This window comes from Dactylosporangium vinaceum (assembly GCF_019904175.1).
Taxonomy (GTDB): domain Bacteria; phylum Actinomycetota; class Actinomycetes; order Mycobacteriales; family Micromonosporaceae; genus Dactylosporangium; species Dactylosporangium vinaceum.
The window spans coordinates 4,191,855-4,215,571 of record NZ_CP061913.1; the positions used below are offsets into that span (position 1 = coordinate 4,191,855).

The window sequence follows — 23,717 nt, forward strand, 5'->3', positions numbered from 1 at the left end:
TTTGATGCGTCGATGTTTGAGTTGTGGGTGCCGTTGTGTGCTGGTGGTTCGGTGGTGTTCGAGCAGTTGCAGGCCACGCATGTGCACGTGACGGCCGGGTTGTTGCGGACGCTCGATCCCGGTTCGTTCGCCGGTGCGCAGGAAGTGCTGACCGGCGGAGACGTGGTGTCCGGTGGTGCGGTGGCGCGAGTCCGGGCGGCGAGTGGGGTTCGGGTGCGGCAGTTGTACGGGCCGACCGAGGTCACGCTCTGCGCGGTGCAGGGGATCGTCGAGGCCGAGGGTGAGTTGGTGCCGCTCGGACGGCCGATGGACAACACGCACGTGTTCGTGCTGGATGGCGGGTTGGAGCCGGTCCCGGCGGGTGTGATCGGCGAGGTGTATGTGGCTGGTTCGGGGTTGGCGCGTGGGTATGCGGGTCGTTCTGGGTTGACGGGTGAGCGGTTTGTGGCGTGTCCGTTCCTTGCTGGGGAGCGGATGTATCGGACCGGGGATCTGGGTCGGTGGACTGGTGACGGGCGGTTGGTGTTCGCCGGTCGTGTGGATGATCAGGTGAAGGTGCGTGGGTTCCGGGTGGAGCCGGCCGAGGTGCAGGCCGTGTTGGTCGGGTGTGACGGTGTCGAGCAGGCGGTGGTGGTCGCCCGGGATGACAGCCTGGTCGCCTACGTGGTGGGTGCGGCGCCGCCGGCGGTCGTACGTGAGCATGCGGGGCGGCTCCTGCCTGACTACATGGTGCCCGACGCCGTGATCGTGCTGGACGGGCTGCCCGTGACACCGAACGGGAAGGTCGACCTGCGGGCGCTGCCCGCGCCCGCGTACGTGTCCGTGGGTGGGCGGGGACCGCGTGACGCCCGCGAGGAGCTGCTGTGCGGGGTGTTCGCGGAGGTGCTGGGGCTGGCCTCGGTCGGGATCGACGACGACTTCTTCGCCCTCGGCGGGCACTCGCTGCTCGCCGTGCGGCTGGTCTCGCGGATCCGGACCGTCCTCGACAGTGACGTGTCGATCAAGGCGCTGTTCGAGACGCCGACCGTCGCCGGGCTGGCGGCGCGGCTGACGGAGGCCGGGCCCGGGCGGGTCGCACTCCGCGCACGGCCGCGGCCGGCCCTCGTCCCGCTGTCGTTCGCGCAGCGGCGGCTGTGGTTCCTGGACGAGCTCGAGGGGCCGAGCGGCATGTACAACCTGTCCAACGCGCTGCGGCTGTCCAACGTGGACGCCGAGGCGCTGAACCTGGCGCTGCGCGACGTCATCGGCCGGCATGAGGTCCTGCGGACCGTCGTCGAGGTGGTGGACGGGGAGCCGTACCAGCGGGTCGTCCCGGTCGAGGAGCTGGACTGGGCGCTACGGCCCGGGCCGGCCGGCGAGTCCGTGTTCGACCTCGACGCGGAGGTACCGATCCGGGCGTGGCTGTCCGACGACGACACGCTGGTGCTGGTGATCCACCACATTGCCGGGGACGGCTGGTCGATGGGGCCCCTCGCCCGTGACATCTCGACCGCGTATGCGGCCCGGCTGGAGGGCCGGGCCCCGGCCTGGGCGCCGCTGCCGGTGCAGTATGCGGACTACGCGCTGTGGCAGCGGGAGCTGTTGGGTGGCGGTCTGCTGGAGGAGCAGGTCGGTTTCTGGCGGGAGGCATTGGCGGGTGCGCCGGAGGAGCTCACGCTGCCGTTCGATCGGCCGCGTCCGGCGATCGCGTCGCACGCGGGTGTGGCGGTGCCGTTGGTGGTGCCCGGCGGTGTACACCAGAGGCTCATCGACGTCGCCCGGCAGCATGGGGTGACGGTGTTCATGCTGGTGCAGGCCTCGCTCGCCGTGGCCCTGTCGCGGCTCGGCGCGGGCGTCGACATCCCGATCGGTGTGGCGGCCGCGGGACGGATGGACGAGGCGCTCGACGACCTGGTCGGGTTCTTCGTCAACACGCTCGTCACGCGGACCGACCTGTCCGGCGATCCGACGTTCGCCGAGGTGCTGGAGCGGGTACGGGCGCAGACGCTGGCGGCCTTCGCGAACCAGGACGTGCCGTTCGAGCGGCTGGTGGAGGAGCTGGCGCCGGCCCGGTCCCTGGCCCGGCATCCGCTGTTCCAGGTGATGCTCACCGTGCAGAACGCGGCGCGGACCGCGCTGCGGCTGCCGGGCGTCGAGGTCACCGCGGCCGGCGCCGGCGGGTCGGCGTTCGCGAAGTTCGACCTCGAGGTCAGCGTGAGCGAGCTGGCCGACGGGGGTGGCCTGCGCGGCGTGGTCATCGCGGCGCGTGACCTGTTCGACGCGGACACGACCGAGCGGCTGGTGGCGTGCTGGGTGCGGGTGCTGGAGCAGGTCACGACCGATCCGGGGCGGCGGGTACACCGGCTGGAGGTCGCGGACCGCGCCCAGGTCCTGACCGGATGGAACGGCACTGCGGTGGAGGTGCCGGCGGTGACGTTGCCGGTGTTGTTCGGGCGGCAGGTGGTGGCGACGCCGGATGCGGTGGCGGTGGATGGGGTGTCGTATCGGGAGTTGGATGATCGGTCGGATCGTTTGGCGTGTCACCTCCAAGGCCTGGGTGTGGGTGTGGAGTCGGTGGTGGCGGTTCGGTTGCCGCGGGGTGTGCCGTTGGTGGTGGCGTTGCTGGGTGTGTTGAAGGCGGGTGGGGCGTATCTGCCGATCGATCCGGGTTATCCGGCTGATCGGGTGGCGTGGCTTGTGGCGGATGCGGGTGCGCGGGTGGTGCTGGATGAGGAGATCACGGATCTGCCGGAGGGGGTGCCGGCTGATGTGGGGTTGTTGCCGGGGCATCCGGCGTATGTGATCTATACGTCGGGGTCGACGGGTGTGCCGAAGGGTGTGGTGGTGCCGCATGCGGGTGTGGTGAATCGGTTGGTGTGGATGCAGGCGCAGTATGGTTTGGACGCGTCGGATCGGGTGTTGCAGAAGACGCCGGCGGTGTTCGACGTGTCGGTGTGGGAGTTTTTCTGGCCGTTGCTCAATGGTGCCGAGTTGGTGATGGCGCGGCCGGATGGGCACCGTGATCCTCAGTATTTGGCGGAGGTGATCGAGGAGCGGGCGGTCACCGTCGTGCATTTTGTCCCGTCGATGTTGGCGGCGTTCCTTCCCGTGGCTCGTCCGGGGGGTCTGCGGCGGGTGATCTGCAGTGGTGAGGTGCTGCCGGTGGAGACGGTGGACCGGTTGCGGCGGGTGTTGCCGGGGGTGGCGGTCGACAATTTGTACGGGCCGACGGAGGCGTCGGTGGATGTGACGTTTTGGTCGTGTCCGGATCGGGTGGGTCTGGTGATACCGATCGGGCGGCCGGTGTTCAACACGCAGGTGTATGTGCTGGATGCGTTCCTGCAGCCGGTGCCGCCGGGTGTGGTCGGGGAGCTGTACCTGGCCGGGGTGCAGTTGGCTCGCGGCTACGCGAATCGGGCCGGGCTGACCGGGGAGCGGTTCGTGGCGTGCCCGTTCCAGCCGGCCCGGCGGATGTACCGCACCGGCGACCTCGCCCGGTGGGCGGCCGACGGGCAGCTGGTGTTCGCGGGCCGGTCGGATGATCAGGTGAAGATCCGCGGGTTCCGGATCGAGCCCGGCGAAGTGCAGTCGGTGGTCGCACGCTGCCCGGGTGTTGCGCAGGCGGCGGTGGTGGCGCGGGACGGCGGCCTCGTCGCGTACGTGGTCGGCGAGGCGTCGCCGGAGGCCGTGCGAGCGCACGCGGCGCGGTCGTTGCCCGAGTACATGGTGCCGGCGGCCGTGGTCATCCTCGACGCGCTGCCGGTGACGGTGAACGGCAAGCTCGACCGTAAGGCGTTGCCGGCGCCCGACTTCGCGGCCGTTGCCGGTGGCGGGCGGCCGCCCTCCACGCCCGAGGAGGAGCTGCTGTGCGCGGCGTTCGCGGAGGTACTGGGGCTGCCGGCGGTCGGCGTCGACGACGACTTCTTCGCCCTCGGCGGGCACTCGCTGCTCGCCACCCGGCTCATCAGCCGCATCCGGGCCGAGCTGAGGGCCGACGTCACGCTCAGGATGCTGTTCGAGGCCCCGACCGTGGCCGGGCTTGCCGCGCGGCTGGGCGAGCGGCCGAGCACCAGGCCGGCGCTGCGGCCGATGCGCAGGCGGGAGGAGCGCTCATGATCCCCATGTCGTTCGCGCAGCAGCGGCTGTGGTTCCTCGACCAGCTCGAGGGGCCCGGCTCGCTGTACAACCTGCCAGTCGTCCTGCGGCTGTCGGGCGTCGACCCGGCGGCGCTCGACGCCGCGCTGCGCGACGTGCTCGCGCGGCACGAGGTGCTGCGCACCGTGTTCGGGGTCGCGGACGGACAGCCGTACCAGCGGGTCCTGCCGGTCGAGGAGCTCGACTGGGCGCTGCAGGTGGTGGCGGAGCTCGACGTGGACCGGGCCGTGCGCTGCGCGTTCGACCTGAGCGCCGAGCCCCCGATCCGGGCGTGGCTCGTCGGGTCCGGGCCCGACGAGCAGACGCTCGTCGTAGTCGTGCACCACATCGCCGGCGACGGCTGGTCGATGGGCCCCCTCGCCCGCGACATCTCCGCGGCCTATGCCGCTCGCAGCACGGGCCGGGCCCCGGCCTGGGAGCCGCTGCCGGTGCAGTACGCGGACTACGCACTGTGGCAGCGGGAGCTCCTCGGCGACGGCCTCCTCGAGCGGCAGGTCGCCTACTGGCGGGCGGCCCTCGCCGGCGCGCCCGAGGAGCTCACGCTCCCGGCCGACCGGCCCCGCCCCGCGGTTGCCTCGCACGAGGGTGTCTCCGTGCCCCTCGTGGTGCCCGCGGAGGTACACCGGCGACTCATCGCCCTTGCCCGAGCCCACGGCGCGACGGTGTTCATGCTGGTGCAGGCGTCGCTGGCGGTGACGCTGTCCCGGCTCGGCGCCGGCCTCGACATCCCGATCGGCATCGCTGTCGCCGGCCGCACCGACCAGGCCCTCGAGGACCTGGTCGGCTGCTTCGTCAACACCCTCGTGATGCGCACCGACCTGTCCGGCGACCCCACCTTCGTCGAGCTCCTGCACCGCGTCCGGCAGACGAGCCTTGACGCCTTCGACCACCAGGACGTGCCGTTCGAGCGGCTGGTGGAGGAGCTGGCGCCGGCCCGGTCCCTGGCCCGGCACCCGCTGTTCCAGGTGATGCTCGCCGTGCAGAACATGGGCCGCGCCGCGCTGAGCCTGCCGGGCGTGCAGGTGGCGCGCGGCCCGGCCGCCGGAGCCGGCTCCGGCTCCGCCATGCACGCCCGCTACGACCTCGACATCAGCGTCAGCGAGCTCGCCGGCGCGGGCGGGCTGCGCGGCACCGTGATCGCGGCGCAGGACCTGTTCGACGAGGACAGCGTCAGCCGCCTGGTCGCCCGCTGGGTGCGGGTCCTGGACGCGGTGACGGCCGACCCGGACGCCCGGGTCCGGCGGCTCGACGTGCTGGGCGAGGACGAGCGCTCCCGAATGCTGGTGGCGTGGAACGGCACTGCGGTGGAGGTGCCGGCGGTGACGTTGCCGGTGTTGTTCGGGCGGCAGGTGGTGGCGACGCCGGATGCGGTGGCGGTGGATGGGGTGTCGTATCGGGAGTTGGATGATCGGTCGGATCGTTTGGCGTGTCACCTCCAAGGCCTGGGTGTGGGTGTGGAGTCGGTGGTGGCGGTTCGGTTGCCGCGGGGTGTGCCGTTGGTGGTGGCGTTGCTGGGTGTGTTGAAGGCGGGTGGGGCGTATCTGCCGATCGATCCGGGTTATCCGGCTGATCGGGTGGCGTGGCTTGTGGCGGATGCGGGTGCGCGGGTGGTGCTGGATGAGGAGATCACGGATCTGCCGGAGGGGGTGCCGGCTGATGTGGGGTTGTTGCCGGGGCATCCGGCGTATGTGATCTATACGTCGGGGTCGACGGGTGTGCCGAAGGGTGTGGTGGTGCCGCATGCGGGTGTGGTGAATCGGTTGGTGTGGATGCAGGCGCAGTATGGTTTGGACGCGTCGGATCGGGTGTTGCAGAAGACGCCGGCGGTGTTCGACGTGTCGGTGTGGGAGTTTTTCTGGCCGTTGCTCAATGGTGCCGAGTTGGTGATGGCGCGGCCGGATGGGCACCGTGATCCTCAGTATTTGGCGGAGGTGATCGAGGAGCGGGCGGTCACCGTCGTGCATTTTGTCCCGTCGATGTTGGCGGCGTTCCTTCCCGTGGCTCGTCCGGGGGGTCTGCGGCGGGTGATCTGCAGTGGTGAGGTGCTGCCGGTGGAGACGGTGGACCGGTTGCGGCGGGTGTTGCCGGGGGTGGCGGTCGACAATTTGTACGGGCCGACGGAGGCGTCGGTGGATGTGACGTTTTGGTCGTGTCCGGATCGGGTGGGTCTGGTGATACCGATCGGGCGGCCGGTGTTCAACACGCAGGTGTATGTGCTGGATGCGTTCCTGCAGCCGGTGCCGCCGGGTGTGGTCGGGGAGCTGTACCTGGCCGGGGTGCAGTTGGCTCGCGGCTACGCGAATCGGGCCGGGCTGACCGGGGAGCGGTTCGTGGCGTGCCCGTTCCAGCCGGCCCGGCGGATGTACCGCACCGGCGACCTCGCCCGGTGGGCGGCCGACGGGCAGCTGCTGTTCGCCGGCCGGTCGGATGATCAGGTGAAGATCCGCGGGTTCCGGATCGAGCCCGGCGAGGTGCAGGCCGTGGTCGCCGGGTGTGCGGGCGTGGAGCAGGCCGCGGTGGTGGCGCGGGACGGCGGCCTCGTCGCCTATGTGGTGGGTGACGTGGGGCCGCAGGTGGTACGTGCGCACGCGGCCCGGCTGTTGCCGGAGTACATGGTTCCCGGCGCGGTGGTGGTGCTGGACGCGCTGCCGGTGACGGTGAACGGCAAGCTGGATCGCAGGGCGTTGCCGGCGCCCGACTTCGCGGCCGTTGCCGGTGGCGGGCGGCCGCCCTCCACGCCCGAGGAGGAGCTGCTGTGCGCGGCGTTCGCGGAGGTGCTGGGGCTGCCGGCGGTCGGCGTCGACGACGACTTCTTCGCCCTCGGCGGCCACTCGCTGCTCGCCGTCCGGCTCGTCGAGTGGCTGCGGGCGCGCGGCGTGTCCGTCTCGGTGCGCGCAATGTTCGCCACGCCGACCGTGGCCGGGCTCGTCGGCGTGGCCGGGCCGCTGCCGGTCGAGGTGCCGGAGAACCGGATTCCGGCCGGGGCGGCGCGGATCACGGCCGACATGCTGCCCCTCGTCGAGCTCACCGACGCCGAGGTGGCCCGCGTGGTCGACAGCGTGCCCGGCGGTGCGGCCAACGTCGCAGACGTGTACCCGCTGGCCCCGCTGCAGGAAGGCATCCTGTTCCACCACCTGCTGGGCGGCGGCCGGGACGTCTACGTCCTGCCCACCGTGCTGGAGTTCGACGGGCGGGAGCGGCTCGACGCGTTCGTCGCCGCCGTACAGCTGGTGATCGACAGGCACGACGTCTACCGGACCGCTGTCGCGTGGGACGGGCTGCGCGAGCCGGTCCAGGTCGTCTCGCGGCGCGCGGCGCTACCCGTCCGCGAGGTCGAGCTGGCCGAGGGCCCCGACCCGGTGGCGCGGCTCATGGCGGCCGGCGGCCTGTCCATGGAGGTGGGTCGCGCGCCCCTGCTCGACGTCACCGTCGCGGCGCTACCCGGCGGATCCGGCGCCTGGCTGGCCCTCCTGCGGGCACACCACCTCGTCCAGGACCACGTCGGCGTCGACGTGATGCTCGGCGAGATCCGCCAGATCATGACCGGCGACGCCGCCGCGCTGCCGGAGCCCCTGCCGTTCCGTAACTTCGTGGCCCAGGCCCGTGGCGGCGTCGCCCGCCAGGAGCACGAGCGGTACTTCGCCGACCTGCTCGGCGACGTGACGACCCCCACGGCGCCGTTCGGGCTGCTCGATGTGCACGGCGACGGCGCGGACCTGCGCCGCGGCCGCCGGCGGGTCGACCCCGGAGTCGCCGCCCGGCTGCGCGACACCGCCCGGCGGCTCGGGGTCAGCCCGGCGACGGTGCTGCACGTGGCCTGGGCGCGGGTGCTGTCCGTGGTCGCCGGCCGCGACGACGTCGTCTTCGGCACCGTGCTCTTCGGCCGCCTCAACGCCGGCACCGGCGCCGACCGCATCCCGGGGCCGTTCATCAACACCCTCCCCGTGCGGGTGCGGTTGCTCGGCAGCGGCGTGTGCGACGCGGTCGCCGCCATGCGCGGGCAGCTCGCTGAGCTGCTCGAGCACGAGCACGCCCCGCTGGTGCTGGCCCAGCAGGCGAGCGGGCTGCCGGCCGACGTACCGCTGTTCACGTCGCTGTTCAACTACCGGCACAACACCGCCGGGCGGGCACCGGCCGGCGACGCGCCCGCCCGGAAGGTCGACGGCGTGCGGATCATCCGCACCGACGAAGGCACGAACTATCCGATCACCGTCGATGTCGACGACCGCGGCGACGGCTTCGCGCTCGTCGTCGACGCGATCGCCCCGCTCGACCCCGACCTGCTGTGCGGGCTGCTGCACAGCGCCGTCGACGACCTCGTCCAAGGCCTCGACGAGGAGCTGACCGGCGGCGCCCATGTGCCGCTGGCCACCGTGGACGTGCTCGGCGCCGCCATGCGCCGGCGGCTGCTCGTGGAGCGCAACGACACTGCCGCCGCGGTGCCGGACACCACCGTCGCGGCGCTGTTCGCCGAGCAGGCCGCCCGCACCCCGGACCACCTCGCCGTCGCGGCCGGGGACGACCCGATCACCTACGCCGCTCTCGACGAGCGGTCGAGCCGGCTGGCCGAGCAGCTGCGCCGCGACCGCGGCACCGAGCCGGGGTCCGCGGTCGGCGTAGGTCCGGCGAGCACCACGGAGCTCATGGTGGCCGTCCTCGGAGTGCTCAAGGCCGGTGGAGACCCGGGCACGCCCGCCGATGCCGCGCAGGAGACGGCCGCGATGCTGGCCATGGTTCTTGAACAGCGCCGGCGGCTGCGGGTCGGGCCCGGCGACCGGATCGCCCAGCTTGCCCCCGCCGCCTCACCGTGGTTCGCGTGGGAGTGGTGCCTGGCCCTGCTCACCGGCGCCACCCTCGTGCCGCTGCCCGCGTCGGCCCGCCTCGCGGCCGACCTGGGCGAGCAACTGTCACGGCACACCGTCACCCACGCCGCCCTGCCGCCGGCGGTCCTGGCCGCCCTCGACCCGGACACCGTCGACCCGGCGATCACGCTCATCGCCGCCGGCGAGCCCTGCCCGGCCGACGTGACCCGCCGGTGGGCGGCCGGGCGGGACCTGCACACGTGGTACGCGCCGGCCGGCGCCCGGCCGGCCACGGCCACCGGCCCGGTCACCCCCGGCGCCGACGCGGCATACCTCGGCGAGCCGACCGCGAACAGCCGCGTCTACCTGCTGGACCGCTGGCTGGCACCGGTGCCGCCGGACGTCGTCGGCGAGCTGTACGTGACCGGGGCGGCCGCGCCGGGCCGGTACCGCACCGCCGACCGGCACGTGGCCTGCCCCTTCGAGCCGGGCGGGCGCATGTACCGCACCGGCGACCTCGCCCGCTGGACCCCCGACGGCCGCCTGGCGTTCGCCGGCCGCGCCGACGACCAGCTCGACTTCCACGGCCTACGGGTCGGCACCGCCGCTGTGCGGGACGCCGTCGCCGACCACCCGGACGTCCGCCAGGCCGTCGTCATCGCCGCCGGCGAGCGGCCCGTCGCCTACGTCGTGCCCGCCGTCCACGCCCGGCGGGAGGGCCTCGCCGACGCGGTGCGCCGGCACGCCGACGAGCGGCTCCCGGGGTACCTGGTCCCCGCGGCCGTGATCGCGCTCGACGCCGTCCCGCTGACCCCGGACGGAACGCTCGACCGGGCCGCGCTGCCGCTTCCCGCGAGCGCACCGGCCGGCCGGGACCCGGACCGGCCGGCCACGCCGAAGGAGGAGATCCTCGCGCGGGCGTTCGCCGACGTACTGCGACGGGAGGCCGTCGGCCTCGACGAGGACTTCTTCGCGCTCGGCGGGCACTCACTCTCCGCGGTCCGGCTGCTCAGCCGGGTGCGATCGGTGTTCGGGGTCGAGGTACCGCTGCGGGTGCTCTTCGACGCACCCACGGTGGCGGCGCTCGCGGCCCGGCTGTCGGACGCGGGCCGGGCGCGGATCGCGCTGCGGCCGCGGTCGCGACCGGAGCGGACCCCGCTGTCGTTCGCGCAGCGGCGCCTGTGGTTCCTGGACCAGCTCGGGCAGTCCGGCGCCGCCTACAACATCCCCACCGTGCTGCGGCTGACCGGAGTCGACGCCGGGGTGCTGAACCTGGCGTTGCGTGATGTCATCGGCCGGCACGAGGTGCTGCGGACCGTCGTCGAGGTGGTGGACGGGGAGCCGTACCAGCGGATTGTGCCGGTCGAGGACCTGGACTGGGCGTTGCGGATCGGCCCGGCCGATCCGGGGGCGGCGTTCGACCTGAGTGCCGAGCTGCCGATCCGGGCGTGGCTGTCCGACGACGACACGCTGGTGCTGGTGATCCATCACATCGCCGGGGACGGCTGGTCGATGGGTCCGCTGGCCCGGGACGTGTCGACTGCGTATGCGGCCCGGTCGAAGGGCGAGGCGCCGGTGTGGGCGCCGTTGCCGGTGCAGTACGCGGACTACGCGCTGTGGCAGCGGGAGCTGTTGGGTGGCGGTCTGCTGGAGGAGCAGGTCGGTTTCTGGCGGGAGGCATTGGCGGGCGCCCCGGAGGAGTTGATGTTGCCGGCGGATCGGCCGCGTCCGGCGATCGCGTCGCACGCGGGTGTGGCGGTGCCGTTGGTGGTGGCGGCGGAGGTGCATGGGCGGTTGGTGGGGTTGGCGCGTGAGCACAGCGTGACGATGTTCATGGTGTTGCAGGCGTCGTTGGCGGTGTTGCTGTCGAAGCTGGGTGCGGGTGCGGACGTTCCGATCGGGATTGCGGTGGCGGGGCGGACGGATCAGGGTCTGGATGATCTTGTCGGGTTTTTCGTGAATACGTTGGTTGTCCGTACGGATTTGTCGGGTGATCCGCGGGTTGGTGAGTTGCTGCGGCGGGTTCGGCGGGTGAGTCTTGACGCGTTCGAGCATCAGGATGTGCCGTTCGAGCGGCTCGTGGAGGAGTTGGCGCCGGTGCGGTCGTTGGCGCGGCATCCGCTGTTCCAGGTGATGCTGGCCGTGCAGAACGCCGGCCGGGCGGCGCTCGACCTGCCCGGCGTCCAGGTCAGCTCGGCCGGCCGCCCGTCGGCCCGGCCGGTGCCCGCGAAATTCGACCTCGACGTCAGCGTCCAGGAGGCCTTCGACCCCGACGGCAACCCGGCCGGGCTGCGTGGCGCGCTCGTCGGCGCCACCGACCTGTTCGCCCCCGGCACCGTCGCGCGGCTCGCCGAATGGTGGACGAGGCTACTCGAGGCGATGTGCGCACCGGACGACCCCCGGGTGCGCGCTCTCACCGTCCTGCGACCAGCCGAGCGCGCCGGTGTGCTGCGCCTGTCCCGCGGCGCCGACCACCCGCTCCCGGACACGACCGTGGCGCGGCTGTTCGAGGCCGCAGCGGCCCGGACCCCCGACGCGGTGGCCGCTGTCGCGGGCGGCGCCGGCATCACCTACCGGAACCTCGACGACCAGGCGAACCGGCTGGCCCACGCGCTGCGCGGACGCGGCGTGGGGCCCGACACCGTCGTGGCGCTCACGCTGCCGCGCGGCCTGTCGCTGCTCACCGCCGTGCTCGGGGTGTGGAAGGCCGGCGGCGCATACCTCACCGTAGAGCCGGACGTGCCGGCCGACCGGCTGGCGTTCATGCTCGCCGATTGCGGCGCCCGGCACGTCCTCGGCCCGGACGACGTCAGCGCCGCCGTGGCCGCCGGCGACCCGGCGGCGCCGCTGACGACCGTCCCCGGCGCCGCGCTGGCCTACGTGATCTACACGTCCGGCTCCACCGGCCGGCCCAAGGGCGTCGCCGTGACCCACCGCGGGCTCGTCAACTACGTGCGGTCCGTGCCGCCGCGGCTGCGCATCGGCGGGCCCGGCGACCGGTACGCGCTGGTGCAGGGCCTCGGCGTCGACCTGGGCTATACGGTGCTGCTGACCAGCCTGGCGACCGGCGGCACCCTGCACCTGATCGACCGCGACGTCGCGCTGGACCCGGCGGCCCTGGCCCGGTACCTCGACGAGCATCGCATCGAACACATCAAGGGCGTGCCGTCCTACCTGGCCGCCGTCGGCGTCGGCACGACGGCGCACCCGTCCGGCTCCGTGATCCTCGGCGGGGACGTGGCCGAGCCGGGGTGGCTGCGCGGCCTCATCGACGGCGCCGGCGACGGGCGGGTGTTCAACCACTACGGCCCCACCGAGACCACCATCGGCGTGCTGACCGGCGCGCTCGACGGCCCCACGGCCACGATCGGCACCCCGATCGACAACACCCGGGCCTACGTGCTTGACCAATCGCTGGAGCCGGCACCGGACGGCGTGGCAGGCGAGCTGTACATCGCCGGAGCGGGCCTGGCCCGCGGCTACGCCGGCCGGGCCGGGCTGACCGCGGAACGGTTCGTGGCGTGCCCGTTCGAGCCGATGCAGCGGATGTACCGCACCGGCGACCTCGCACGCCGCGACGCCGACGGGCGGCTGGTCTTCGCCGGCCGCGCCGACGACCAGGTGAAGATCCGCGGATTCCGGGTCGAGCCCGGCGAGGTCCGGGCCGCCGTCGCCGCGTGCCCCACCGTCGAGCAGGCCGCCGTCATCGCCCGCCGCGACGACGGCGAGACGCGCCTGGTCGCCTACGTCGTCCCCGTGGACGGCGCGGACCCGCACGCCGTGCCCGACCTCGTCCGGCGGGCCGTCGCCGCGCGGCTGCCGGAGCACATGGTGCCCGACGCGGTGGTCGTCCTCGACGCGCTCCCGCTGACCGGCAGCGGTAAGCTCGACCGGCGGGCCCTGCCCGCGCCGCAGTACCTCCGGTCGGCCGGCCGCGCCGCCGCGAACGCCACCGAGGAGCTGCTGTGCGGCATCTTCGCCGCCGTCCTCGGGCGGGTCGGCGTCGGCGCCGACGATGACTTCTTCGCGCTCGGCGGGCACTCGCTGCTGGCGGTGCGGGTCGTCGGGCGGGTGCGGGCGGTGTTCGGGGTCGAGGTACCGCTGCGTGCCCTCTTCGAGGCGCCGACCGTCGCCGGGCTCGCGGCGCGGCTGTCCGGCGCCGGCGCGGCCCGCATCGGGCTGCGACAGTGGCCGCGACCGGAGCGGATCCCGCTGTCGTTCGCGCAGCGGCGCCTGTGGTTCATCGACCGGCTCGAGGGGCCGAGCCCGCTGTACAACATGCCGGTGATCCTGCGCCTCACCGGGATCGACGCCCGGGTGCTGAACCTGGCGTTGCGTGATGTCATCGGCCGGCACGAGGTGCTGCGGACCGTCGTCGAGGTGGTGGACGGGGAGCCGTACCAGCGGATCGTGCCGGTCGAGGACCTGGACTGGGCGCTGCGCCGCGGACCGGCCGACCCGGCGATGACGTTCGACCTGAGTGCCGAGCTGCCGATCCGGGCGTGGCTGTCCGACGACGACACGCTGGTGCTGGTGATCCACCACATCGCCGGGGACGGCTGGTCGATGGGCCCTCTCGCCCGTGACATCTCGACCGCGTATGCGGCCCGGCTGGAGGGCCGGGCCCCGGCCTGGGCGCCGCTGCCGGTGCAGTATGCGGACTACACGCTCTGGCAGCGGGAGCTGCTCGGCGACGGTCTGCTGGAGGAGCAGGTCGGTTTCTGGCGGGAGGCATTGGCGGGCGCCCCGGAGGAGTTGGTGTTGCCGGCGGATCGTGCGCGGCCGGCGGTGGCGTCGCATCAGGGTGTCGGGGTGCCGTTGGTGGTGGCGGCGGAGGTGCATGGGCGGTTGGTGGGGTTGGCGCGTGAGCACAGCGTGACGATGTTCATGGTGTTGCAGGCGTCGTTGGCGGTGTTGCTGTCGAAGCTGGGTGCGGGTGCGGACGTTCCGATCGGGATTGCGGTGGCGGGGCGGACGGATCAGGGTCTGGATGATCTTGTCGGGTTTTTCGTGAATACGTTGGTTGTCCGTACGGATTTGTCGGGTGATCCGCGGGTTGGTGAGTTGCTGCGGCGGGTTCGGCGGGTGAGTCTTGACGCGTTCGAGCATCAGGATGTGCCGTTCGAGCGGCTCGTGGAGGAGTTGGCGCCGGTGCGGTCGTTGGCGCGGCATCCGCTGTTCCAGGTGATGCTGGCCGTGCAGAACGCCGGCCGGGCGGCCCTGGACCTGCCCGGCGTCGAAGTCGCCGCCGCCGGGACCGGGCGGGGCACCGCGCCGTCGGTACCGGCGAAGTTCGACCTCGACGTCAGCGTCCGGGAAATGTTCGGCAGCGACGGGAGCCCGGCGGGGCTGCGCGGCGTCCTCGTCGGCGCCACCGACCTGTTCGACGAGGCCACCGTCCGCCGGCTCGCCGAATGGTGGGCCTATCTGCTGGCCGACCTCGCCGCCGATCCGGATCGCGCGGTGCACCGGCTCCGGCTCATGCCCGACGACTCCCTGCCCGCGCTGCTCTTGCCACACGACGCCACCCCTGCGCCGCGGCCGCCCGCGACCCTGCCCGAACTGTTCGCCGCCCACGTGTCGCGCACGCCTGACGCGCTCGCCGTCCTCGGCGACGGCGTGGTCGTCACCTACCGGCAGCTCGACGAGCGGGTCGCCGCGCTCGCTGCCCGGCTGCGCGCCGCGGGCGCCCGCCCCGAGACGATCGTCGGCGTCGTGCTCCCGCGCGGCCTCGACTGGGTCGTCGCCGTGCTGGCCGTGTCCCGCGCCGGCGCCGCGTACCTGCCGATCGACCCCGCCGTGCCCGCCGACCGGCGGGCGTTCATGCTCGCCGACTCCGGCGTGCGGGCCGTCGTGGGCACCGCGGGCCCCGATTCGATCGTCGTGCACGACCCGGCCGAGGGCGCCGGCACCGCCCACCCCACCGACGCGGGCGACGGCGGGGCGGGGCGGCTGGCGTACGTCATCTACACCTCCGGCTCGACCGGCCTGCCCAAGGGCGTCGGAGTCACCCACGCCGGCCTGGGCAGCATGGTCGCCGGCTTCGGCAGCCACTTCCGCGTCGGGCCGGACAGCCGGGTGCTGCAGTTCGCCTCGGTCGGCTTCGACTCGGCCACCGCCGAGCTGGTGCTCGCGCTCGGCTCCGGCGCCGCGCTCGTGGTCGGCTCGGCCGAGACGCTCCAGGGCGGCGCCGGCGTGGCGGACCTGGCCGACCGCTTCGGCGTCACCCACGTCATCGTGCCGCCCGCCGTGCTGGCGGTACTCCAGCCCGGCCGGCTGGGGGTGCCGAACGTGGTCTGCGCCGGCGAGGCCCTGCTGCGGCCCGTGATCGAGGCGTGGGCGCCGCACTGCCGCCTCATCAACGGCTACGGCCCCACGGAGTCCACGGTGTGCACCACCCTGTCGCCGCCGCTGAGCCCCGGGGATGCGCCAGTGATCGGCCGGCCCATCGTCAACACCCGCGTGTACGTCCTGGACCGCTGGCTGTCCCCGGTGCCCCCCGGCGTGACCGGCGAGCTCTACATCGCCGGGGCGGGCCTGGCCCGGGGGTACGTCGGGCGCGCCGGACTCACGGCGGAGCGGTTCGTGGCCTGCCCGTTCGAGCCGAAGCAGCGGATGTACCGCACCGGCGACCTCGCCCGCTGGACCCCCGACGGGCAGCTGGCCTTCGCGGGCCGCACCGACGACCAGGTGAAGATCCGCGGCTTCCGCATCGAGCCCGGCGAGGTAGAGGCCGCCGCGGCCGCGTGCCCCGGCGTGGCCCAGGCCGCGGTGATCGTCCACACGGACGGTGCCGGCGAGTCGCGCCTGCACGCCTACGTGGTCCCGGCGCCCGGCGCCGGCGCCGCCGACCTGCCCGCCGCCGTGCACCGTCACCTGGCGCAGACCCTGCCGGACTACCTGATGCCCGCCGCGGTGGTGGCGCTCGACGCCCTGCCGCTCACGGTCAACGGCAAGCTCGACCGGGCGGCGCTGCCCGATCCCGGCGCCGCGCGGCCGGCCGGCCCGGGCGCCGTCACCGCGTTCGAGCAGGTCCTGTGCGCGGCGTTCGCCGAGGTGCTGGGCGTGCCCGAGGTCGGCCCGCAGGACGACTTCTTCGCCCTCGGCGGCCACTCGCTGCTGGCGGTGCGCCTGGTCGACCGGCTGGGCGAGCGCGGCGTGTCGGTGTCGCTGCGCAACCTGCTCACGGCGCCCACCGTCGCCGGGCTGATGCGGCACATGAGCCTGTCGTCGGTCCGCGACGCGCTCGGCGTCCTGCTGCCGATCCGCACCGGCGGGGATCGGCCGCCGTGGTTCTGCCTGCCGCCGGGCGGCGGGCTCGGATGGGTGTACATGCCGCTGGCCCGGCACGTGCCGGCGGACACGCCGCTGTATGCGCTCCAGGCGCCGGGCCTGGACGGCGAGGCCCCGCTCAGCGCCTCGGTGGGGGAGATGGCGGCCGCGTTCGTCGCGCAGATCCGCGCGGTGCAGCCCGCCGGCCCGTACCACCTGCTCGGCTGGTCCTTCGGCGGCATACCGGCGCACGAGGTCGCGGTGCAGCTGCGCGCGGCCGGCGAGAAGGTGGCCGCACTCGTCATCATGGACGCCTACCCATCCGGCGGCGAGCCCGTCGACCCGGCCGAGCTGGAGTTCCGCCCGGCCCGCCCGGGCGGCCAGGGCAAACCGGCCGGCGGCGACGAGTTCGACCGGCTCGTGGAGCGGGTGCGCCGCGAGGCCGGCACCACGCTCGGCTCCTTCACCGACGACGAGCTGCGGCTGCTGGCCCGCGCCTACCAGAACAACGCGGCCATCGGTACCGCACACCAGCCCGGCGAGCTCGACGCTCCAGCGTTGCTCCTGGTGGCCGCGCTCGACCGACCCGAGGACGAGCCGACCGCGGCGCGATGGGACCCCTACGTGCGTGGCGGCGTGACCGCGGTCCGGCTGCCGTGCGCCCACTCGGACATGGTGCGCCCGGAGCGCCTCGGCCAGGTCTGGTCGGCGATCGAGGCTTGGACGTCGTCGCGCCCGACGTGACGCCGGTGCTCTGCTGCGTCCTGCGGCGGCGCCTCGCGCCCGCCGGCCGCGGCGCTGAAGCCGGGCGGTGCGGTGCGGTGGTGAGGCAGTGCGCTCAGTCGGACTTCGGCTCGCGGGTGCCGGCGTAGGTCGCCACCACCAGGCCGGCCACCAGGACCACCGCGGCGCACACCGCGGCACCCAGGTCGTGGGCCGGACGAGCTGGCCACAGCAGCGGCGTCGTCCACGCCGCGTTCAGGGCCTGCTGGGCCACGATCAGGAACGCCAGAGGGCCCGTCCAGCAGAACGACGCGCCGAACAGCGTCGCGCACAGCAGTGCGAGGCCGATCAGGCCGGCGGTGTCCCGCAGCACCGCCCAGTTGCCCAGCGGCAGCGCCGTGCCCGTCGCACCGGCCAGCAGCAGGCCGACCGCGGCCGCGCCGGTCACCAGGATCGCCGCGCCGCGCAGGTAGACGACCCGGCGGCCGGTGATGCGCTCGGGCTCGCCGAACGGGCTGCGCGTCGTCGTGGCGAGGACGACCGCGGCCAGCGCCTCGATGGTCAGCGGGACCAGGCGCGAGGCCAGGCCGCTCGACGGTATGAACCGCAGCTGCTCGGCCAGGCGCAGGCCGACGCCGCAAGCCACGAAGGCCAGCAGCGCCGCCGGCACGCGGCGGCTGATCAGGTGCAGCACGAGCAGCCGCGGTCGGGCGACCGCGAGGGCGCCCCCGTCCGGGGCGGTCGACACGTTGCTGTTCATGGCAGCTGCTCCAGGTTGATCCGGCCCGCCCGCAGCGCCGGCAGATGCTCCGCGAGCCAGTCGTGGCGGACGTCGGCGGGCAGCCCGGCCAGGCGCTTGCCGGCCTCGTACGCGGCCGAGCCCGGGCGGGGCGCGCCCACCTCGCTGACCATGCAGGCGCCGCTGCAGGGCGTCTGCGGCGTGCCGGAGGCCAGCAGCAGGCCCTCGAGGACCGCGGACTGCGCCTCGTCGGGGCGGCCCTGGCCGGTGCCGACGACGGCAGCCACCAGCGGCGGCGCGAACGCCCGCCGGAAGATGTCGGTCAGTTCGGCCGTGGTGTAGGCGCGGCCGGTGTCGGCGGGGATCGCCTCGGCGAGGTCGACAGTCGCGACGGGGGGCTGCCCGGACAGGTGCACGGGCGTGCCGCCGGCGTAGCCGGACGGGCCCTGCTCGATGCGGGCCGGCGCGCCGGGCAGCCCGGCCAGCTCGCGCAGGATCGGCTCGAACGCGGCCTGCGTGGCCGGCAGGTATTCCCGGAAGGCCGGGTGCACGCACACGGGCGTGGCCGACGTCGTGCAGGCGGGCGTGTAGGCGATGGTCCGGTCGTCGGCGGCGTTGTGCAGCGCGGGGACGGCGACCAGGCCAGTCGCCTGCTGCCGGCCGGTGCCGGCCAGGGCGACGCCGGTGCCCGTGAGGGCGAGCCCGAGCGCGATCAGCCCGGCGAAGACCCGCCGGGCGGCCGGCCCCGCGGCGCCCGGCGGCAGGCCGAGCGCCGCGAGCGCGGCCAGGCCCAGCCCAGCCAGGGCCATGATCTGGCAGATGGACAGGTCGGGCAGGTAGGGGCCGAAGACCGCGACGTCGGCCGACGGGGTGCTGCCGGGCAACGCGTTGAGCGGCACGATCAGCAGGTAGGGGCTCGATGACTGCGACGCGCCGCGGAATCCGGCCTCGAGCAGCAGTAGCGCCAGGATGGCCGCGATCGGGGTGGTGAAGCGGCCGGAGAAGAACGCACCGGCCGCGAAGGCCAGGGCGGTGAACGCCGGCAGGCTGCACAGGCCCACGATGGCCGGCCACCACGCCGGGCCGCCCGGCGCGTGCTGAGCGGCGGTGCGGCCGTAGAGGATGCCGACACCGATCACGTAGGCCAGCACGCCCCAGCCCGTGGTCGCCGTCCAGGCGGCGCACTGCGCGATCCACCGGGGCCGGGAGGTGGCCGTGATCAGCTCGCCCGTGCCGCGCCGCCCGTCGCGGGAGCCGACCCATGCCGCGACGCCGGCCAGCAGCGGCACGAAGTCGAGCAGGATGTGCTTCTGCATGACGATGCCGCGCAGCGCCCAGTACGGCGGGGTCGCCATGACCGCCCGGTAGGCGTCGAACCAGAACAGCAGGGCCAGCAGCGGCAGCAGGAGCAGCACGACGTTGCGGCGCGCTTCCAGCCGCACCAGACGGGCGGCGTTGACCGCCGGGCTGGTCCGGGCCGCCGGCGGTGTGGTGGTCAGGGTCATGCCCGGGCCTCGGCCAGGACCGACGTGTAGCCGCGCTCCATGGCCGCGTCGCCGACGCCGCCGGCCGCGCCGCGGGCGGCCAGGTCGGCCGGGGTGCCCCGGTAGATGATCTTCCCGCGGTCCATCAGCGCGACCTCGCCGCAGGCGGCCGCCACGTCCTCGACCAGGTGAGTGCTGACCAGCACGGTGGCCGTCTGGCCGAGCGAGCGTATGAGCTCGCGCGACTGGATGCGCTGCTCCGGGTCGAGCCCGGCGGTCGGCTCGTCCAGCAGCACCAGCTCCGGGTCGTTGACGATCGCCTGGGCGATGCCGACCCGGCGCAGCATGCCACCGGACAGCGTGCGCAGCTTGGACCGGGCACGGTCGCCGAGGTCGACCCGCTCGACCGCCCGGGCCACCGCCGCCGGCACCTGCGCCGCCGGCACCTCCTTGAGCAGGGCGAAGTACTCGACGAACTCCAGCACCGTGAAGCCGGGGTAGTAGCCGAGATTCTGCGGCAGATAGCCCAGCCGGCGGCGGATCTCGCGGCGCTGCGCGTAGGAGCGCGGATCACGCTCCAGCAGCCGCACGGTGCCGGACGTCGGGTGCAGCACCGTGGCGAGCGTCCGCAGCAGCGAGGTCTTGCCCGCCCCGTTCGGCCCGAGCAGCCCGAAGACCCCGACGCCGACGTGCAGGTCGACTCCGGCGACGGCCTGGGCGCGGCCGAAGCGCAGGGTCAGGCCCGTGATCTCGACATTCATGCGGTTCCTCCGGGGGTCAAAGCGTTCTGCGCGCGGGCCACGTCGCGTACCACACGACGCCGCAGCAGGCGGCAGCGAAGGCGAGGTAGGGCACGACGAGCGTCGAGTCCGCGACCGCGGTGCCGAGCCGCCCGGTGGCGCCGTGGCTGCCGAGAACCATGATCGTCCAGCCGGCCAGGCCGGCGGCGACGCCGACGTTTGCCGAGCGGGCAAGCGTCGCACCGGCGAGCGCGAGGGCGGAGACGGCGGTCATCGGCACCAGCCAGCCGAACGTGATCGAGGCGGCCATCCCGGACGCCGCCGACGCGGCGGCGCCGAGCGCGGCATTGACGGCGAACACGGCCAGCGCCCGCACCAGCAGCACCATGCGGTCGCTGATCGCGGTGCTGCGGGTCAGCTCCCAGGCGGGGTCGATGCCGGGCCCGTACGCGTAGGCGATGCCCGAGGCCGCCACGGCCGGCGCGACAAGCGCAACGAGGGGCTGGTTGGTGCCGAGCGTCGCCGCGGCGCCGGCGCCGAGCACGACCACCGTGGCGGCCAGCCACGGCACCAGGAGTGACGGGGTGGTCAGTAGCGCGCGGGCGAGGCCGGGGGAGCGCAGCAGCCGGGCGGCGCCGCGCTCCAGCGGGCCCGGGTGCCGGCGCCAGACCTCCGAGGCCACGTTCGTCCAGACCCGGTCGAGGTTGACGCCGGGCGGGATCTCGGTGTCGCTCATGATCCTCCGTTCGCCGTCGAGGCGCGCCGGCCCAACGCGGCCTGCAGCAGTCGGCGGGCCCGGTGCGCGCGGCTCTTGATGGTGCCCTCGGGCACGCCCATCAGCTCGGCCACGGCCGAGACGGATCGGTCCTCGACGTACAGCAGGCGCCAGACCTCGCGCTCGGGCGCCCCGGCCGGCCCCAGCGCCTCGACCGCGGCGGCCAGGTCGACCCGCCAGACGACCGCGTCGCTGGGATCGTCGACCTCGACCGGCTCGGCCGACGCGATCCGGCCCAGCAACTCCGCGGCGCGGCCGCTCTGGCGCAGCCAGAGGGCGGCCTGCCGGCGCGCGATGCCCCACAGCCAGCCGGCGCCGATGCCGCGCGGCTCATAGCCACCGGCGCCCCGCCACACGGCGAGGAATGTCTCCTGCAGCACGTCCTCGACGTCGGAGACGGGCAGCGTCGATCGCAACCGGGCGCTCAGCCACGGCGCGTGCCGGAAGAACAGCTCCCGCAGCGCCGTGTCGTCGCCGGCGGCGACACGACAGATCAGCTCGTCATCCTCCATCACAGTCCCTATTGCGCTCGGACGCCGGTCGGTTCACGGTGGACGGCAGAAAACCTGCCTGGGAGCAGCATTACTCTACCGGCCAGGCGGCCCGCCTGGGCGGCGCGATGCCCGGAGCCGGACAATTCGGGCGCCGTGCGCCCGCCTGAGGGGGACGGGCTCGTGAACGCTCGACAGGCCGGAGACATTGCCGGCGTCGTGGACGGCGTGGTGGCTGTATCGGTGAACCCGGACGCGAGCCTCTGCCTGCGGGTCGGCCTCGGCCGCGACGATCGCCGGCCGGACCTGCGCATCGAGATCATCATCGCCGCCGAGGATGCCGCAGCGCTGTTCGGCGCGGCCGGCCCGCCCTCGGCGACGCAGTCGAACTGCCTGGTCGGCCTCCAGCTCGGCAGCACGGGCGTTTGACTGCGGTCGGCGCGGCGGTCGAACGCCTGCGGCTCAGGCCGGGGTTGATTCCACGGCGGTGCCGGGCTCGGCCTGCCAGGCGAACTGTGTGCGGTGCAGCTCCGCGTACAGCCCGCCGAGGGCGAGCAGTTCCTCGTGCGTGCCGCTCTCGCGGATGCGGCCGTCGTCGACCACCAGGATCTGGTCGGCGTGGCGGATCGTGGACAGCCGGTGCGCGATGATCAGCGCTGTCCGGCCGGCCAGCGCCGTCTCCAGAGCGCGCTGCACGGCCGCCTCGGACTCGGAGTCCAGGTGCGCGGTGGCCTCGTCGAGCACCACGATCTGTGGCGCCTTGAGCAGCAGGCGGGCCAGCGCGATGCGCTGCTTCTCACCGCCGGAGAGCCGGTAGCCACGGTCGCCGACGACGGTGTCCAGCCCGTCGGGCAGGTCGCGGATCGTGTCCCAGATCTGAGCCGCCTCGCACGCGGCCACCAGGTCGCCCTCGCCGGCGTCGGGCCGCGCGTACGTCAGGTTGGCTCGGATCGTGTCGTGGAACAGGTGCGCGTCCTGGGTCACCACACCGATGGTGTCGTGCAGGGAGCGGGTCGTGACGTCGCGCACGTCCTGGCCGCCGATGCGCACCGCGCCGTGGCCGACGTCGTAGAGCCGGGGCACCAGATGCGTGATCGTCGTCTTGCCGGCCCCCGACGCGCCGACGAGCGCGGTGAGCTTGCCGCCCGGCGCTCGGAACGTGACGTCGCGCAGCACCCACGGGGCCTCGGCGGGCGCCTGACGGGGCACTGGCAGCTTGGCGCGCTTGCCGGGCGACTCCAGCGACTCGAGCGACACCGCGGCCGGGTCCGGGTAGCGGAAGGAGACGGCGTCGAACTGGATGTCGGGCGCGGTGCGGCCGTCGCCGGCCAGCGCGACGGCGCCGGGCCGCTCGCGGATGAGCGGCTCGAGGTCGAGGACCTCGAAGAGCCGGTCGAAGCTGACGAGCGCCGTCATGACGTTGACCTGCAGGCCGGTGAGCTGGTTGACCGGCGAGTAGATGCGCATCAGCAGCGCGATCATCGCCACCAGCGTGCCGATCTGCAGCGAGCCGTCGATCACCAGGCTGCCGCCGAAGCCGTACACCAGGGCGGTCGTCAGCGAGGCGAGCAGCGTCGCGATGATGAAGAACATGCGGCCGTAGACCTGCGCCGCGGTGGCAATGTCCCGGATGCGCCCGGCCCGCTCCGCGATCGCCGCCGACTCCTCCTCGGGCCGCCCGTAGAGCTTGGCCAGCAGCGCGCCGGAGATGTTGAACCGCTCGGTCATCATCGAGCCGAGCTGCGCGTTCTGCTGCATGCCCTCCCGGGTGAGGCGCTGGTTGCGCCGGCCGATCAGCCGGGCCGGCACGAGGAAGAGGGGGATCACCACGAGCGAGGCGATGGCGATCTGCCACGACAGGTAGAGCATCTCGGCGAGGATGAACAGCAGGGTCAGCATGGCTGACAGCGCCTGGGTCAGCAGGGTCGTGACCGCCATCTGGGCGCCGATGACGTCGCCGTTGAGGCGGGACACCAGCGCGCCGGTCTGCGCGCGCATGAAGAACGACAGCGGCTGGCGCTGGATGTGGTCGAAGACCGAGCGGCGCAGGTCGTAGATGGTGCCCTGGCCGATGCGCCCGGAGCACCAGCTCTGGATGTAGACGACGACGGCGTCGAGCGCGGCGAGCCCGGCCAGACCGGCGGCGAGCCCCGCGACGAGGCCGGCCCGCCGGTGCATGATGCCGGAGTCGATGATCTCCTTGAGCATCAGCGGGTTGGCCGCGGTGATGGCGGCGTCCACGATCGTGGTGAGCAGCAGCAGCGCCAAGGACCAGCGGTAGCGGGTCAGGAACGGCACGATGCGCCGCAGCGTGCCGGGGCGGACCTTCTGCCGGGTGATGGACTCGTCGGCCATGTTCACGCGCACCGGCCCCATGCCAAGGCCGCCAGCCATCGCCATGCCACTGCCCTCATCCCTGTCGGCGCCGGTCGACTGCCGAGGCTAGCGCCAACCGGGGTGCCGGACGAGGGGTCGCGGTCGATGGACCGTCAATGGTCCTTTGTGTACGGTGAGGCCATCGCGGACTGAATGTTCCGCACGACACCCCGATCCCGTC

At 73.7% G+C, this 23,717-nt stretch carries 9 protein-coding genes (1 of these 9 only partly in view); 3 read left to right on the plus strand and 6 right to left on the minus strand.

What is annotated here, in order from left to right:
- Positions 1–4,095, plus strand: partial view of a non-ribosomal peptide synthase/polyketide synthase gene (locus tag Dvina_RS18590; RefSeq protein WP_223103729.1) — the final stretch only. Its footprint begins 23,214 nt before the window's first position; only the last 4,095 of its 27,309 coding nucleotides appear in the window; the start codon falls outside the window, past its left edge; the stop codon is at positions 4,093–4,095.
- A complete protein-coding gene (locus Dvina_RS18595) occupies positions 4,092–16,952 on the plus strand; it encodes an amino acid adenylation domain-containing protein (RefSeq protein ID WP_223103730.1) in 12,861 nt (4,286 codons plus the stop codon). Before Dvina_RS18590 ends, Dvina_RS18595 begins: the two co-directional genes overlap by 4 nt.
- Before the next feature lie 94 nt (positions 16,953–17,046).
- Here the strand turns inward: Dvina_RS18595 and Dvina_RS18600 are convergent, their stop codons facing one another.
- The 5 genes from Dvina_RS18600 to Dvina_RS18620 are packed head-to-tail and all read right to left on the minus strand — an operon-like array spanning position 17,047 to position 21,181.
- The gene (locus Dvina_RS18600) at positions 17,047–17,691 is read right to left on the minus strand and encodes a hypothetical protein (RefSeq protein WP_223103731.1); all 645 of its coding nucleotides are present in this window, start codon (positions 17,689–17,691) and stop codon (positions 17,047–17,049) included.
- Complete coding sequence (locus Dvina_RS18605; RefSeq protein ID WP_223103732.1) at positions 17,688–19,175, minus strand: hypothetical protein; 1,488 nt, start codon at positions 19,173–19,175, stop codon at positions 17,688–17,690. Before Dvina_RS18605 ends, Dvina_RS18600 begins: the two co-directional genes overlap by 4 nt.
- Positions 19,172–19,915, minus strand: a complete 744-nt coding sequence (locus tag Dvina_RS18610; protein ID WP_223103733.1) for an ATP-binding cassette domain-containing protein — start codon at positions 19,913–19,915, stop codon at positions 19,172–19,174. The genes Dvina_RS18605 and Dvina_RS18610 overlap by 4 nt, the downstream gene beginning before the upstream one ends.
- A gap of 16 nt (positions 19,916–19,931) precedes the next feature.
- The gene (locus Dvina_RS18615; RefSeq protein WP_223103734.1) at positions 19,932–20,630 is read right to left on the minus strand and encodes a hypothetical protein; all 699 of its coding nucleotides are present in this window, start codon (positions 20,628–20,630) and stop codon (positions 19,932–19,934) included.
- The gene (locus Dvina_RS18620) at positions 20,627–21,181 is read right to left on the minus strand and encodes an RNA polymerase sigma factor (protein WP_223103735.1); all 555 of its coding nucleotides are present in this window, start codon (positions 21,179–21,181) and stop codon (positions 20,627–20,629) included. The genes Dvina_RS18615 and Dvina_RS18620 overlap by 4 nt, the downstream gene beginning before the upstream one ends.
- A gap of 198 nt (positions 21,182–21,379) precedes the next feature.
- Between Dvina_RS18620 and Dvina_RS18625 the strand changes: the two genes are divergently transcribed.
- Positions 21,380–21,589 (plus strand): hypothetical protein, encoded by a 210-nt coding sequence (locus Dvina_RS18625; protein WP_223103736.1) that lies wholly within the window; start codon positions 21,380–21,382, stop codon positions 21,587–21,589.
- A 33-nt stretch (positions 21,590–21,622) separates the two neighbouring features.
- Here the strand turns inward: Dvina_RS18625 and Dvina_RS18630 are convergent, their stop codons facing one another.
- Positions 21,623–23,536, minus strand: coding sequence for an ABC transporter ATP-binding protein (locus Dvina_RS18630; protein WP_380032088.1), 1,914 nt, complete (start codon positions 23,534–23,536; stop codon positions 21,623–21,625).
- Positions 23,537–23,717: the final 181 nt, after the last annotated feature.

Excerpts from the sequence above, each read along its gene's own strand:
- Dvina_RS18595 (WP_223103730.1), top strand. The coding sequence starts at position 4,092 with ATGATCCCCATGTCGTTCGCGCAGCAGCGGCTGTGGTTCCTCGACCAG.
- Dvina_RS18600 (WP_223103731.1), bottom strand. The coding sequence starts at position 17,691 with ATGAACAGCAACGTGTCGACCGCCCCGGACGGGGGCGCCCTCGCGGTC.
- Dvina_RS18605 (WP_223103732.1), bottom strand. The coding sequence starts at position 19,175 with ATGACCCTGACCACCACACCGCCGGCGGCCCGGACCAGCCCGGCGGTC.
- Dvina_RS18610 (WP_223103733.1), bottom strand. The coding sequence starts at position 19,915 with ATGAATGTCGAGATCACGGGCCTGACCCTGCGCTTCGGCCGCGCCCAG.
- Dvina_RS18615 (WP_223103734.1), bottom strand. The coding sequence starts at position 20,630 with ATGAGCGACACCGAGATCCCGCCCGGCGTCAACCTCGACCGGGTCTGG.
- Dvina_RS18620 (WP_223103735.1), bottom strand. The coding sequence starts at position 21,181 with ATGGAGGATGACGAGCTGATCTGTCGTGTCGCCGCCGGCGACGACACG.
- Dvina_RS18630 (WP_380032088.1), bottom strand. The coding sequence starts at position 23,536 with ATGGGGCCGGTGCGCGTGAACATGGCCGACGAGTCCATCACCCGGCAG.